We start from the raw sequence: 12707 nt of genomic DNA, 5'->3' as shown, positions 1-12707 counted from the left end.
CGGCGCCGGCGCCGAGCCCGCGCGGGGCCGAAGCCTAGCCCGCCAGCGGCGGCANCACGGGGGAGGACGGTTAGACCGAAGCGGCCGGCGCCAACAGCGGCGCCGGCGCCGAGCCCGCGCGGGGCCGAAGCCTAGCCCGCCAGCGGCGGCAGCGGCGGCGCCGGGGGGCCGTCCGCCGGCAGCGCCGTGCGGGCGACGTTCATCGCCATGGCGAGCAGCGCGTAGTAGCCGTTGATGCCGGTGAGATCGATCGCGCCCTGCTCGCCGAAGCGCGCGACCAGGGCCGCGTAGGTCGCGTCGCTCACCGCGCGGTTGCGCATCAGCTCGGTCGAGAAGGCGTAGGCGAGCGCCTCGTCGGCGCTCATCGTGTCGGGGCGGCGCCCCTCGGCCAGCGCCCGCGCGGTCTCGGGGTCGACCCCGGCCCCGAGGGCGATCGGGTGGTGGATCGCCCACTCGACCGGCTGGCTCCACTCCCGCGCGACCACCAGGATCGCGAACTCGCTGATCCGCAGCGGCAGGACGCTGCCGTAGCGCAGGTACTGGCCCATCCGGCTCGCGCACAGCATCAGCTCGGGGCTGCGCAGGAGCGGCACGAACGGCCCGAAGACCGGGACGCCGCGCTCGGCCCGGAACGAGGCCGCGGCCTCGGCCTGCGCCGGGGACAGGCTGCCGGCCGGGATCTCCGGCATGCGCTCCGCGCTGGTCTGCCCGCTGGCCATGCGTTTCCCCTCCATTCGCGTCCGCCCCGCATCCGCGCCCACGCGCGGCCCGCTCTGGATTTCCGGTGCCCGTGCGCCTAGACCATTGGGGCTCACCGGCACGCACCGCGCCCGACCGGGCGGCGATCCCTGAACGCCAGCGAGGCTTACGGCTTTGGCCCTCCCCGTCAACGAACGCCGGCGCATCATGCTGCTCACGGGCGCGAGCCGGGGCATCGGCCACGCCACCGTCAAGCGCTTCTCGGCCGCGGGCTGGCGGGTGATCACCTGCTCGCGCCACGCCTTCCCGGAGAACTGCCCCTGGGAGATGGGGCCCGAGGACCACCTGCAGGTCGACCTCGCCGACGCGCAGGACACGGTCCGCGCCGTCGAGGAGGTGCGGGGCCGGCTCGCCGCCGAGGGCGGGGTGCTGCACGCGCTGGTCAACAATGCCGGGATCTCGCCGAAGGGGCCGGAGGGCGAGCGCCTCGGCGCCCTGGCCACCGAGTTCGACACGTGGCAGCGGGTCTTCCAGGTCAACCTGTTCGCCACGATCCTGCTGGCCCGGGGCCTGCGCGAGGAGCTCGCCCGGGCGAAGGGCTCGGTCGTCAACGTGACGTCGATCGCCGGCTCGCGCGTCCATCCCTTCGCGGGGGCGGCCTACGGCACCTCCAAGGCGGCGCTGGCGGGCCTGACCCGCGAGCTGGCCGCCGATTTCGGTCCGCTCGGCGTGCGGGTGAACGCGATCTCGCCGGGAGAGATCGACACGTCGATCCTGTCGCCCGGCACCGAGAAGCTCGTCGAGCAGATCCCGCAGCGCCGGCTCGGCACGCCCGACGAGGTCGCCAAGGCGATCTACTTCCTGTGCACCGAGGCCTCCTCCTACGTGAACGGGGCCGAACTCCACATCAACGGCGGCCAGCACGTTTGACCAGACCGCGCGCTTCCTCGGGCGCGGCGGCCGCGCCCCGGCATCCGGCGCCGGGCCGGATGCGGCGCGCCGTCCTCCTGAGCCTGCTCCTGTCCGCCGCGCCCGCCGGGGGGGCGCGGGCGGAGCCCGGGATCCGGATTCTCGACCTGCCCTTCAAGGTGCGGGCGCTGCGCGGCTCGCGCAGCGAGGCCGCGGTCTCGGTGGCGACCTCCGGTCTCCTGCCGATCACCGGCGCCAAGGGAAGGCCGCAGGCCGGCGGCCAGCAGGCCGGCGACGAGGAGAGCGCGCCGATCGCCGTGGTCTGGGGCGACGAGGGCGGCGCCGTGCTCGCCCTCGCCGAGGGCAGCGTCACCGTGCGGCCGATCGGCAAGGAGGCGGTCGAGGGGCTGACCGCCGCCGAGACGCCGCGCGGGGCCCTGCCGGGCTCGCGCCGGGCGCTCTCGGGCCCCCNCGGCGGGCTCGCGCTGATCGACCGTCCCGCCGGCGACCCGGGCGCGGCCTGGGCCGTCGCCGCCCGCACGCCCGCCCAGCCGGGCCCGCCGCTGAAGATCGCCGGCATCGCCGATTTCTCCGGGTCCGGCGTCACCCAGGCCGCGACGGTCAGCGCCAAGGGCAAGCTCCAGCTCTGGACGCTGCGTCCCGACGCGATCGAGCCCGCCGGCGAGGCCGCGGGCTACGCGGCCGGCGAGGGCGATTCCGATCTCGCCGTGACCGTTCCGGCCGGCGGCAGCCCCGAACTGGTCCTGCCGGTGGCGGGCCGGCCGGAGATCGCCTTCGTGGCGGCCAAGGGCGGCCTGCGCGAGCGGGCGCGCGTGACCCTGCCGGCGCCCGCCGAGACCGGCATCGTCGTCCTCGGCGAGGGCCCGACGACGCGGCTGCTCGTCGGCCTCGCCGACGGCCGGGTGGCCGTCGTGGCACCCGAGGGGGGCAAGCCGTGACCGCGGGCGCACCGGATTCCGACAGCCGCCTGTTCCCGGCCCGGCCCTTCGTGGGGGCATCGATCGCGGTGATCCGCGGCGACCGGGTCCTGCTGGCGGCGCGGGCGAACGAGCCGATGCGCGGCGTCTGGACCCTGCCGGGTGGCCTCGTGGAGGCGGGGGAATCCCTGGCCGCGGCGGCCCTGCGGGAATTGTCCGAGGAGGTCGGTCTGCCGGCGGAGGTGATCGGCGTGCTCTCGCCCACCGAGATCATCGTCCGGGACGAGGCCGGCCGCGCCCGGCACCACTACGTCGTCCACCCCCACGCCGCCCTCTGGCGCGGCGGCGAGCCCGTGGCCGGGCCCGAGGCCCTGGGCACCCGATGGGCGACGCTCGCCGAAGTCGCGACCCTTCCGACGACCCCCGGCCTGGTCGACACCCTGCGCGAGGCCTTCGCGCGGGTGGCGGCACAGGGCACGGATCGCGCGGCGACCACCGGCGGGGAGGCGACGGCGTGAGGCGCCCCACGACCCTCCTGTGCCTGCTGGCGCTCCTGGCCGGCCCTCTCTCCGCGCCGGCCCTGGCGCAGCAGCGCTCCGGCCGGAGCGCCGCGCCCGCCAAGGAAGCCGCCAAAGAGGCGCCCAAGGAGGCGACCGCCCCCGCGGACGTGCCCGCGCCCTACGACCGCGACCTGCTGCGCATGTCCGAGATCATCGGCGCCCTGGCGTTCCTGCGGAACCTCTGCGCGGCTCCGGACGCGGCCGACTGGCCGGCCCGCATGAAGGCGCTGATCGACTCCGAGGGTGTGACCCCGGCCCGCCGCGACCGGCTGGCCGGCGCCTACAACCGCGGCTACCGCGGCTACGCGCTGACCTACCGGGTCTGCACGCCCGCGGCCCACGAGGCGGCCGCTCGGTACGTGGCCGAGGGCGACCGGCTGTCGCACGCCCTGGCCGGGCGTTTCGGAGGGTGATGCAGGCGCAACACACGGGCCGGCGATGCCGGCGAAACATCGGATTTGAGCACCCGTGTTAACCGATCCGAAATTCTCGGCTGGCCGAGCCGCCGGGACCTGCTTATCATCCGTTGCGTCCGCCGGGCCCCGTGTCCGGCGCAATGGAAGTGTCCGGCCATGCAGCACATCTCTCACACCGCGCCCGTCGAGGTCGATGTCGAGGAGAAACGCGTCGCGCTGAGTTACGTCTCGGAAGCGTTCGCGGAAGGCTGCCTCGATGGACTTGACGGAGACTGCATGGCCCAGGCCGCCCTGTTCGCGGCCTTTCAGGAACTGGTGACCACGTACGGCGAGGAAGCCACGGCCCGTTACGCCGAGGGATTCCCGGAGCGCATCCGCGGGGGCGCCTTCACCACGACGCTCCAGCATTGAGCGCGTGAGCGCGGACGGTTGAGGCGCGGGCGGTCAGCGACTACGTCCCGGGCCCGCGGTCCGGCCTGCCGGACCGCCCGCTGCCCGAGGAGCTGCCGCCCATGCCCGTCGCCCTGCTGCCGGACCGCGCCCTGGTCACCGTCACCGGACCGGACGCCACGACGCTGCTCCAGGGCGTCCTGACCTGCAACGTCGAGACGCTCCAGCCCGGTGAGGCGCGCCTCGGCGCCCTGCTGACGCCGCAGGGCAAGATCCTGTTCGATTTCCTGGTCTCGCGGATCCCGGACGGCTTCCGGTTCGACGTGCTGGCCGACAGGGCCGCGGACCTCGCCAAGCGCCTGACGCTCTACCGCCTGCGCGCGCAGGCGACCATCGCGGCCGACCCGACCGTCGCGGTCGCGGCGGCCTGGGCCGGCGCCACCCCGCCAGCCGCGGAGGCCGTGGCCGATTCTCGCGCGGCCGATCTCGGCGCCCGCCTCTACGCCGCCGCGGGCGCCTTCTCGGCGGAGGCCGCCGAGGCCGACTACCACGCCCACCGGATCGCCCTCGGCGTGCCCGAGGGCGGGCGCGACTTCGCCTTCGGCGACGCCTTCCCGCACGAGGCGCTGATGGATCAGCTCGGCGGCGTCGACTTCCGCAAGGGCTGCTACGTCGGCCAGGAGGTGGTCTCGCGGATGCAGCACCGGGGTACGGCCCGGACCCGGATCCTGGCCGCGGCCTACCCGGACGCCGCGCCCGCGCCCGGCACCGAGATCACGGCGGGCGGCAAGGTGCTCGGCACCACGGGCAGCGCCGCGGGAAACCGCGGCCTCGCCACAATCCGCCTCGACCGCCTGGGCGACGCGCTGGCGTCCGGCGAGACCCCGCTCGCCGGCGACCGCCCCGTGACGCTGACGCGCCCTGCCTGCGCGACCTTCCCGATGCCGGACGTGGCGGCGAGCGCGGCCGGGTAAGATCGCGGGGCCGCGGCCCGTCCCTGACCGTCGGAGCGGCCGCGGAAGCCGGTCCGCGGTGCCCGCTCCGGCGGTGGCGTTCCGCTCCTGTTCTCGTTACCGTGGCCGCATGTCCGAGACCGGCCTCATCGAACATCCGGATGGCTGCCCCCGTTGCTGGTGGGCCGGCCTCGACCCGCTCTACGTCGCCTATCACGACACCGAGTGGGGCGTGCCCGAGCGTGACGGCCGGGCCCTCTACGAGAAGCTGATTCTCGACGGCTTCCAGGCCGGTCTGTCGTGGATCACCATCCTGCGCCGCCGGGACGGGTTCCGCGACGCCTTCGCGGATTTCGACCCCGAGCGGATCGCCCGCTTCACCGAGGCGGACGTCGCGCGGCTGATGGCCGACACCCGCATCATCCGCAACCGCGCCAAGATCCAGGGCACCGTCGCGGGCGCCCGGGCCTGGCTGCGGATCGAGGAGCGCGGTCCCGGCTTCGCGCGCTTCCTCTGGGACTTCGTCGACGGCCGGCCGGTCCAGGGCACGGCCCGGACCCGCGCGGAGATCGCCACCGAGACGCCGGTCTCCCGGGCGCTCGGGAAAGCCCTGAAGGCGGAGGGCTTCTCCTTCTGCGGGCCGACCATCGTGCACGCCTTCATGCAGGCGGTCGGCATGGTCAACGATCACCTCGTCGGCTGCCACCGGCACGGACCCTGCGCCGAACTGGGCCGGCCCCGGTGAGCGAGCCGGCGCGCGCGTGGCAGCGCATGCTCTCCGGCCGGCGCCTCGACCTCCTCGACCCGGCGCCCGGCGATATCGAGGTTGCCGACATCGCCCACGGCCTCGCCCGGGTCGCGCGCTGGAACGGCCAGACCCGCGGGCCGCACGTCTTCTCCGTGGCCCAGCACAGCCTGCTGGTCGAGGCGGTGGGCCGCCACCTCGCCCCTGGCTGCACCGACCGGGACGGGCTCGAGCTGCTCCTGCACGACGCGCCGGAATACGTGGTGGGGGACATCATCTCGCCGCTGAAGGCCGCCATCGGCGACGCCTATCGCGGCGTCGAGCTGCGCCTGCTCGCGGCGGTGCGCCGCCGCTTCGGCCTGGCCGCCCCCTCGCCGGCGCTCGCCCGCCTGGTGAAGCGGGCCGACCGGATCGCCGCCCATGTCGAGGCGGTGCGCCTCGCCGGCTTCGCGCGTGAGGAGGCCGAGCGCTATTTCGGCCGCTCGGTCGACCTGCCCGAGCCGGTCTTGGCGCTGGCCGAGCCGTGGCCGACCGCCGAGGCCGAGGCGCGCTTTCTCGCGCGCTTCAACGCCCTGTGCCCGCGCTGACGGATCTCCGCCCTCGATCCGTCACGATCGCAGGTCACTGGCGCCGGACCATGCCGACCCTCCACGTCTGTCCCCTCTCGCGCCTGCCCGAGACCGTCGCCGCCACCGGGGCGAGCCACGTGCTCACGCTGATCAATGTCGGCACGCCCCTGGAGCGGCCGGCCGTGATCGACGCCGAGAACCACGTCGTCATCGGGGTCAGCGACATCGCGGCGGCGCGCGACGGGCACGTTCTGCCGGCTGACGAGCATGTGGCCCGGATCCTCGACTTCGTCCGGGCCTGGCCGCGGGAGAAGCCGCTGGTGATCCACTGCTATGCCGGGATCAGCCGCTCGACGGCCGCCGCCTACATCGCGGCCTGCGCGCTGGCGCCCGAGCGCGACGAGGCGGCGATCGCCGACGCCCTGCGGTCCGCCTCGCCCTCGGCGACGCCCAACGCCCTGTTCGTGGCGATCGCCGACCGGATGCTCGACCGCGACGGCCGCATGGTCGCGGCGATCGCGCGGATCGGCCGCGGCGTCGACGCCTTCGAGGGCACGCCGTTCACCCTCGCGCTGGCGTGACCGGGTGTGGCGCAAAGGCCGCCGCTCGCGTCCAAAACAGCGCGGACCCGGCCGGCGGACCGGCCCCCTGGGTTGTGGGCACCGGGGATCGCGCCGTACAACCACCCCCAAAGGAAGTATCTGGGATGAGTGCGAGCAGACCCGAGGTGGCCCCCGCCGCCGGCGACCTGCCCTTCGAGAAGGCGCTGGAACAGCTCGAGGAAATCGTCCGCCGGCTCGAGCGCGGCGACGTGCCGCTCGACGAATCGGTGGCGATCTACGAGCGCGGCGAGGTGCTGAAGAAGCATTGCGAGGCGCTGCTGAAGCGGGCCGAGGCGCGGATCCAGCGGATCACGCTGGGCTCCGACGGGCGGCCCGAGGGCGTCGCCCCGCTCGACATGTCCTGAGGCTCGGCGGTCGAACCGATCCCATCCGTTAGAGGTTGATGCCGTGGCGATTACCCCCGAGCAGAGTGCACTTCTGGACCGCGTTCCGTCTCCTTCGGCGCTTCGGCGTCTTCCGGAGTCGGAGCTTCAGGCGGTGGCGGACGCGGTGCGCGCCGAGATGATCGACGCGGTCTCGGTCACCGGCGGCCATCTCGGCTCGGGGCTGGGCGTGGTCGAGCTCACGGTGGCGCTCCACCACGTGTTCGACACCCCCGACGACCGCATCGTCTGGGACGTCGGCCACCAGTGCTACCCGCACAAGATCCTCACCGAGCGCCGCGACCGCATCCGCACGCTGCGCCAGGGCGGCGGCCTGTCGGGCTTCACCAAGAGGAGCGAGAGCGTCTACGACCCGTTCGGCGCGGCGCATTCCTCGACCTCGATCTCGGCCGCGCTCGGCATGGCGGTCGCCCGCGACCTCGACAACGCCACCGCCAAGATCAAGAACCGCCCGCAAAAGCGCCGCAACGCCATCGCGGTCATCGGCGACGGCTCGATGTCGGCCGGCATGGCCTACGAGGCCCCTCGATCTCGGCCGCGCTCGGCATGGCGGTCGCCCGCGACCTCGACAACGCCACCGCCAAGATCAAGAACCGCCCGCAAAAGCGCCGCAACGCCATCGCGGTCATCGGCGACGGCTCGATGTCGGCCGGCATGGCCTACGAGGCCCTCAACAACGCCGGCGCCCTGCACTCGCGCCTGATCGTCATCCTCAACGACAACGACATGTCGATCGCGCCCCCCGTCGGCGCCATGTCGGCCTACCTCGCCCGCCTCGCCTCGGGCGGCGCCTACCAGTCCCTGCGCGAGACCGCCAAGCAGCTCGGCAAGCTCCTGCCCAAGGCCCTCTACCAGCGCGCCGCCGCGGCCGAGGAATATGCCCGCTCGCTCGTGGTCGGCGGCGGCACCATGTTCGAGGAGATGGGCTTCCACTACGTCGGCCCGGTCGACGGGCACAACCTCGACCACCTGCTGCCGGTGCTCAAGAACGTCCGCGACGCCGAGCACGGCCCGATCCTGCTGCACGTCGTCACCCAGAAGGGCAAGGGCTACGCCCCGGCCGAGGCCTCGGCCGACCGCTACCACGGCGTAGTCAAGTTCGACGTGGTCTCGGGCGTGCAGGCCAAGGCCAAGCCGAACGCGCCGGCCTACACGCGGGTGTTCGGCGAGAGCCTGATCAAGGCGGCCGACGCCGACGACAAGGTCGTGGCGATCACCGCGGCGATGCCGGGGGGCACCGGCATCGACCTGTTCGGCAAGGCGCACCCGGACAAGACCTTCGACGTCGGCATCGCCGAGCAGCACGCGGTGACGTTCGCGGGCGGGCTGGCGACCGAGGGCTACCGGCCGTTCGTGGCGATCTACTCGACCTTCCTGCAGCGGGCCTACGACCAGGTCGTGCACGACGTGGCGCTGCAGAACCTGCCGGTGCGGTTCTGCCTGGACCGGGCGGGTCTGGTCGGCGCCGACGGGGCGACGCATGCGGGCGCGTTCGACCTGGCCTACCTGTGCTGCCTGCCGAACATGACCGTGATNTGCGGCAGGACGCGGAGGCGCGGGTGGCGATCCTGTCGCTCGGCACGCGCCTGTCGGAGGCCTTGAAGGCGGCCGACACGCTCTCGGAGCAGGGCGTGGCGGTGACGGTGGCGGACGCGCGGTTCGCCAAGCCGCTGGACGAGGCGCTGGTGCTGGATCTGGCGCGGGAGCACGAGGTGCTGATCACGATCGAGGAGGGCTCGCGGGGCGGGTTCGGCGCGATGGTGCTGCACCTTCTGGCCGAGCGCGGCGCGCTGGACGCGGGCGGCGTGCGGGTCCGGACGCTGACGCTGCCGGACACCTACCAGGACCACGACAGCCCGGAGAAAATGTACGCCGAGGCCGGCCTCGACGCCAAGACCATCGTCAAGACCGCCCTCGACACGCTGCCGGCAGAGACCGGCAAGGCCGAGCCGGCGAGCAACGTCGTGAGCGTGCGCCGCCGCCCGCGCTGACGCCACGGAAGACGCGGTCTCCCGCGCTCGTTCCGTTCCCTGTCGATGTGGTCGAACCTCCGTCCTTGCGGGCGGAGCGAAGCGATCCAGGGCAGCGCGGCGCTCACCGGCGTCGCGCCAACCCTGGGTCCCTGCGCCTCGCGCGTGATGACGGAGAGGACACTCTAACCAGAGCCTCGAGACGGGAACGGCCTCCCGTCTCATCCTGAGGTGCCGGAGCGTGGCACGGGCCGCGAAGGATCCGTCCAGAGGTCGCGCGATCCCCGGAGATCTCCTTCGGGGCGTCTTCGCCGCACCTCAGGATGCGGGTGCGGCGCGGCCGCCCCTACCCCAGCGCCTGCTCCACCGCCTTGCCGCAGGTCTGCGTGTCGGCATTCCCGCCGAGGTCGCGGGTGCGCAGCGTCCGCTCGGACAGCACCCGCTCGATCCCGCCGACGATCTCGGCCGCCGCCGCGTGCTCGCCGAGATGCTCCAGCATCATCGCGCCCGACCAGATCTGGCCGATCGGGTTGGCGATCCCCTGCCCGGCGATGTCCGGCGCCGAGCCGTGAACCGGCTCGAACACGGAAGGGTGCACCCGCTCCGGGTTGATGTTGCCGGACGGCGCGATGCCGATCGTGCCCGTGCAGGCCGGGCCCAGATCCGACAGGATGTCGCCGAACAGGTTGGAGGCGACCACCACGTCGAACCGGTCCGGGTTCAGGACGAAGTGCGCGGTCAGGATGTCGATGTGGTACTGGTCCCACCGCACGTCCGGATAGGCCTCGGCCACCGCCTTCACCCGCTCGTCCCAGTACGGCATGGTGATCGAGATGCCGTTCGACTTCGTGGCCGAGGTCAGGTGCTTCTTCGGGCGCTTCTGTGCCAGCTCGAAGGCGAACTTGAGGATCCGGTCCGTCCCGTGACGGGTCATGATCGTCTCCTGCAGGGCGAACTCCCGCTCGGTGCCGGCGAACATCCGGCCGCCCGCGTTCGAGTACTCGCCCTCGGTGTTCTCCCGGACCACCCAAAAATCGATGTCGCCGGGCTTGCGGTCGGCGAGCGGGCACTTCACCCCCGGCATCAGCCGCACCGGGCGCAGGTTGGCGTACTGGTCGAATTCCCGCCGGAACAGGATCAGCGAGCCCCAGAGGGAGATGTGGTCGGGCACCCGCTCGGGCATGCCGACGGCGCCGAAATAGATCGCGTCGTGGGTCTCGATCCGCGCCTTCCAGTCCTCCGGCATCATCCGGCCGTGCTGTTCGTAGTAGTCGCAGCTCGCGAAATCGAACCAGTCGAGCTGGAGGCTGAATCCGTGCCGCTTGGCGGCCTGCTCCAGCACGCGCACGCCCTCCGGCACCACCTCCTTGCCGATGCCGTCGCCGGGGATCACCGCGATGCGGTAGCGGCGGGACGGGCTGTTGTCTGGGCCGGGCATGTGTCCTCCACGCGTTTCGGAGATCGGGCCTTTCGGGGAGCCCGGATCGGAGACGTCAGGGTGATTGTTGCCCCCGTGTGTGCGGTCAACAGGCCCGCCTGACAATCAGTCGGTTTCGCCCGCCATCGCCCGGCGCTGGCGGTCGAGCTCCTCGCTGTAGCGCTTGAGCGTGTGGCTCTCGGTGAGCAGGCCCAGCACCGTCCGGCTCTCGGCGCTCTCGACGACCGCGAGCGCCTCGCTCTCGGTCCGGTCGAAGGCGGCGGCGGCGTCCTTGGCGTTCATGCCCGGCGTGAGGAAATCGTCCGCGTGCAGGAGCAGGTCGGCGAGGACGGGCTGCGCGTCGGCCTCGGAATCCCGGGCGGCCGCGTGCGCCTCCGGCACGTTCAGGATGCCGGCGTAGCGCCCGCCCCCGTCCACGGCGATCACCCGGGAGGGCGAGCCGAGGGGATGAGCGCGCAGGAAGGTGGGCAGCGGGGTGTCGAGGGCGACGGTGCCGGGATTGCGGCGCATCAGCCGGCCGACGGTCAGCGAGCGGATCCAGCCGACATCGTGGGGGCTGCGGATGCTCTCGCCGCGCAGGTGGAAGCGCCAGGTGGCGAAGGAGTAGCCGAAGGTCTTGCGCACGGTCAGGGACGACGCGATCACCGCCGCCAGCACGACGCCGGTGATCGGCAGGCTGCCGGTGACCTCCAGCGCCAGGAACGTCATGGTGAGCGGGCCGCCGATGACCGCCACCGCGAGGGCGCTCATGCCGATCACCGCGTAGGCGAGCGGCGTCAGGCCGAAATCCGCGAGCGGCGGCACCAGGACGGGGGCGAGGGCGGCGAACAGCTTGCCGGCGATGGCCCCGAGGAACAGGGACGCGAAGAACAGGCCGCCGCGGAAGCCCGAGCCGATCGAGATCGCCGAGGCGGTGGCCTTGGCGGCGAACAGGCCGGCCAGGACCGCAATGCCGTGCCCCTGCCCCTCGGCGGCGAAGTGCATGTGCAGGGCGCCGTGGCCGCCCGAGAGCACCTGCGGCGTCGCCAGCAGCGCCAGCGCGCCGACGCACAGTCCCCCGAAGGCCGGCGCCGCCAGCCGCGGCACGCCGGACGCCTGGACGAGGCGCTCGACCAGGGTGACCCCGCGCATGATCAGGATCCCCAGGGCCGCGCAGACCAGCCCGAGGGCGAGGCTCGGCAGGATCTCCAGGCTGGTGACGTGCGAGGTCGTGACCGCCTGCATGTCGCCGAGATCGACGAGCGGATGCGCCTCGATCAGGGCCCGCGAGATCAGGTTGCCGCACAGCGCCGCGACGACCACGGGCGTCAGCGTGGCGATCGAGTAGGTGCCGATGATCAGCTCGAAGGCGTAGAACGCGCCGGCGAGCGGCGCGCCGAAGCCGGCCGCGATGGCCCCGGCCGCGCCGCAGCCCACCAGGGTGCGCAGGTCGCTGCGCCGCACCTCGAAGGCGATGCCCAGCCGCGAGGCGAGGCCGGAGGCGATCTGCGTGTAGCCGGCTTCCAGTCCCACCGAGGCGCCTGAGCCGTTCGAGATGACGTTCTGCAGGGCGAGGTAGAGGCTGTCGCGCAGGGACATGCGGCCGCCGTGCAGGGCGTTGGCCTCGATCGGGTCGATGGCCGGTCGCTTGCGCGGGCCGCGGACGTAGTTGGCGGCGAGGATCAGCAGGCCGAGGACGGCGCCGCCCAGGCACGGGCCCACGAGCAGGAGCACCGGCGGCACGGCGTCGACGGCGCTGAGGCGCGCGCCCGCGGGCAGCTGGTAGAGCAGTTCGCGCAGGGTCTGGGTGATCCAGGTCATGGCGGAGACCGCCGCGCCGGCGACGCACCCGACCAGGGTCGCGAGGGCGACGAGGCCGCCCTCGCTCCGCCGGACGAGGCTGCGGAGCCGTCCGGGCGCCTGGACGAGCCCGATCCCGGCCCAGCGCCGGCGGGCCCNGGCGGGCCCGCCGGCCCGGCCGGGCGGCCGACCGGGCCGGGCTGTCGGCCGCGCCGTCGCCGGGCGCCCTGCCCCGGCCGGCGGCGCCCGCTGGCTGTCGCGCGCTCACGGTCCGCTTCTTCGCCTCCGGTCCGTCGGATGGGCGGGGTCGACGCGTCGGCCCCGCCGTCGCAGTT

The 12707-nt window shown here is 73.6% G+C and carries 13 protein-coding genes and 1 pseudogene; 11 read left to right on the top strand and 3 right to left on the bottom strand.

The annotated features are described in order from the left end of the window. Positions 1-131 precede the first annotated feature (131 nt). Complete coding sequence (locus MOTC310_RS27395) at positions 132-719, bottom strand: carboxymuconolactone decarboxylase family protein (protein ID WP_331304016.1); 588 nt, start codon at positions 717-719, stop codon at positions 132-134. A 187-nt stretch (positions 720-906) separates the two neighbouring features. Here MOTC310_RS27395 and MOTC310_RS27390 point away from each other — a divergent pair, with 187 nt between their 5' ends. The 11 genes and pseudogenes from MOTC310_RS27390 to MOTC310_RS27335 all read left to right on the top strand — a co-directional run bounded on the left by MOTC310_RS27390 (position 907) and on the right by MOTC310_RS27335 (position 9176). After that, entirely contained in the window at positions 907-1629 is a 723-nt protein-coding gene (locus tag MOTC310_RS27390) for an SDR family NAD(P)-dependent oxidoreductase (protein ID WP_331289482.1), read from the top strand. Between the two features lie 59 nt (positions 1630-1688). Continuing rightward, positions 1689-2567, top strand: a complete 879-nt coding sequence (locus tag MOTC310_RS27385) for a hypothetical protein (RefSeq protein WP_331304015.1) — start codon at positions 1689-1691, stop codon at positions 2565-2567. After that, a complete protein-coding gene (locus tag MOTC310_RS27380) occupies positions 2564-3064 on the top strand; it encodes an NUDIX hydrolase (protein ID WP_331304014.1) in 501 nt (166 codons plus the stop codon). Before MOTC310_RS27385 ends, MOTC310_RS27380 begins: the two co-directional genes overlap by 4 nt. After that, positions 3061-3519 (top strand): TIGR02301 family protein, encoded by a 459-nt coding sequence (locus MOTC310_RS27375; RefSeq protein WP_331304013.1) that lies wholly within the window; start codon positions 3061-3063, stop codon positions 3517-3519. Before MOTC310_RS27380 ends, MOTC310_RS27375 begins: the two co-directional genes overlap by 4 nt. 159 nt (positions 3520-3678) lie before the next feature. Next, entirely contained in the window at positions 3679-3933 is a 255-nt protein-coding gene (locus tag MOTC310_RS27370; protein WP_331289477.1) for a hypothetical protein, read from the top strand. 101 nt (positions 3934-4034) lie between these two features. Continuing rightward, positions 4035-4886, top strand: a complete 852-nt coding sequence (gene ygfZ / locus MOTC310_RS27365; RefSeq protein ID WP_331304012.1) for a CAF17-like 4Fe-4S cluster assembly/insertion protein YgfZ — start codon at positions 4035-4037, stop codon at positions 4884-4886. 109 nt (positions 4887-4995) lie between these two features. Beyond that, the gene (locus MOTC310_RS27360) at positions 4996-5610 is read left to right on the top strand and encodes a DNA-3-methyladenine glycosylase I (protein ID WP_331304011.1); all 615 of its coding nucleotides are present in this window, start codon (positions 4996-4998) and stop codon (positions 5608-5610) included. A 26-nt stretch (positions 5611-5636) separates the two neighbouring features. Continuing rightward, the gene (locus tag MOTC310_RS27355) at positions 5637-6197 is read left to right on the top strand and encodes an HD domain-containing protein (protein WP_331304127.1); all 561 of its coding nucleotides are present in this window, start codon (positions 5637-5639) and stop codon (positions 6195-6197) included. A 50-nt stretch (positions 6198-6247) separates the two neighbouring features. Then, complete coding sequence (locus MOTC310_RS27350) at positions 6248-6760, top strand: tyrosine phosphatase family protein (RefSeq protein ID WP_331304010.1); 513 nt, start codon at positions 6248-6250, stop codon at positions 6758-6760. A 125-nt stretch (positions 6761-6885) separates the two neighbouring features. Next, on the top strand, positions 6886-7146 hold the full coding sequence (locus MOTC310_RS27345) for an exodeoxyribonuclease VII small subunit (RefSeq protein WP_012320922.1): 261 nt from the start codon (positions 6886-6888) through the stop codon (positions 7144-7146). A 43-nt stretch (positions 7147-7189) separates the two neighbouring features. Beyond that, positions 7190-9176, top strand: a pseudogene (locus MOTC310_RS27335) (1-deoxy-D-xylulose-5-phosphate synthase). A 325-nt stretch (positions 9177-9501) separates the two neighbouring features. Here MOTC310_RS27335 and MOTC310_RS27330 read toward each other — a convergent pair. Then, positions 9502-10593, bottom strand: coding sequence for a tartrate dehydrogenase (locus tag MOTC310_RS27330; RefSeq protein ID WP_331304009.1), 1092 nt, complete (start codon positions 10591-10593; stop codon positions 9502-9504). Between the two features lie 105 nt (positions 10594-10698). Further along, positions 10699-12393, bottom strand: coding sequence for a chloride channel protein (locus tag MOTC310_RS27325; RefSeq protein WP_331304008.1), 1695 nt, complete (start codon positions 12391-12393; stop codon positions 10699-10701). Between the last annotated feature and the right edge of the window lie 314 nt (positions 12394-12707).

The organism is Methylobacterium oryzae (genome assembly GCF_036441375.1).
Lineage (GTDB): Bacteria > Pseudomonadota > Alphaproteobacteria > Rhizobiales > Beijerinckiaceae > Methylobacterium > Methylobacterium oryzae_A.
Note: the sequence above shows the minus strand (reverse complement) of the source record. Positions and strands in the feature narration are given on the sequence as shown.

Coding starts and splice junctions, on each gene's coding strand:
- MOTC310_RS27395 (WP_331304016.1), bottom strand. CDS start 719: ATGGCCAGCGGGCAGACCAGCGCGGAGCGCATGCCGGAGATCCCGGCC.
- MOTC310_RS27390 (WP_331289482.1), top strand. CDS start 907: ATGCTGCTCACGGGCGCGAGCCGGGGCATCGGCCACGCCACCGTCAAG.
- MOTC310_RS27370 (WP_331289477.1), top strand. CDS start 3,679: ATGCAGCACATCTCTCACACCGCGCCCGTCGAGGTCGATGTCGAGGAG.
- ygfZ (WP_331304012.1), top strand. CDS start 4,035: ATGCCCGTCGCCCTGCTGCCGGACCGCGCCCTGGTCACCGTCACCGGA.
- MOTC310_RS27360 (WP_331304011.1), top strand. CDS start 4,996: ATGTCCGAGACCGGCCTCATCGAACATCCGGATGGCTGCCCCCGTTGC.
- MOTC310_RS27355 (WP_331304127.1), top strand. CDS start 5,637: ATGCTCTCCGGCCGGCGCCTCGACCTCCTCGACCCGGCGCCCGGCGAT.
- MOTC310_RS27350 (WP_331304010.1), top strand. CDS start 6,248: ATGCCGACCCTCCACGTCTGTCCCCTCTCGCGCCTGCCCGAGACCGTC.
- MOTC310_RS27345 (WP_012320922.1), top strand. CDS start 6,886: ATGAGTGCGAGCAGACCCGAGGTGGCCCCCGCCGCCGGCGACCTGCCC.
- MOTC310_RS27330 (WP_331304009.1), bottom strand. CDS start 10,593: ATGCCCGGCCCAGACAACAGCCCGTCCCGCCGCTACCGCATCGCGGTG.
- MOTC310_RS27325 (WP_331304008.1), bottom strand. CDS start 12,393: ATGACCTGGATCACCCAGACCCTGCGCGAACTGCTCTACCAGCTGCCC.